Annotated in this window: 1 pseudogene; it reads left to right on the plus strand. The window is 45.1% G+C overall.

The features are described 5' to 3' along the window. Positions 1-72: 72 nt before the first annotated feature. A pseudogene (locus tag AB4653_RS27700) lies at positions 73-688 on the plus strand (bifunctional indole-3-glycerol phosphate synthase/phosphoribosylanthranilate isomerase); the annotation flags it as partial.

Genomic DNA, 688 nt, shown 5'->3' on the forward strand with positions numbered 1-688 from the left:
GAACTCTGGCAAAGCGTACGAGCTTGTACAAAAGCTTGCTGCACACGCCTAACGAACGACGAGACAAAGAACATGACACAGACTACCGATAAACTGTCGACCCACGTTTCAGTCAAAGAAGCTGAAATGGCGGAAGTATTAGCAAAAATCGTTCGAGATAAATACCAATGGGTTGAAGCGCGTAAGCAAACTCAACCATTGGACGAGTTTAAAGCAGCGTTAACCGCAACAGACCGCAGCTTTTATGATGCACTGAGCGGTGAACAAACGGTTTTCATCACTGAATGTAAGAAGGCATCTCCGTCAAAAGGTTTAATCCGTGACGAGTTTGATTTGGACTACATTGCATCGGTTTACAACAACCACGCCAACGCGATTTCTGTGCTGACAGACGAGAAGTACTTCCAAGGTGACTTTGAGTTTTTACCTAAGGTTCGCAGCATTGCTAAGCAACCTATCCTGTGTAAAGACTTCATGGTTGATACCTACCAAGTTTACCTAGCTCGTCACTACTCAGCTGACGCAATTTTGCTAATGCTTTCGGTATTGGATGACGAAGAGTACAAAGCACTTGCTGACGTCGCTCACTCGCTAAATATGGGCGTACTTACCGAAGTCAGCAACGAAGAAGAGCTTCATCGCGCTGTCGCTTTAAAAGCAAAAGTGATCGGTATTAATAACCGCAACC

This window comes from Vibrio sp. 10N.222.48.A3, assembly GCF_041475345.1.
GTDB classification, from domain to species: Bacteria; Pseudomonadota; Gammaproteobacteria; order Enterobacterales; family Vibrionaceae; genus Vibrio; species Vibrio tasmaniensis_A.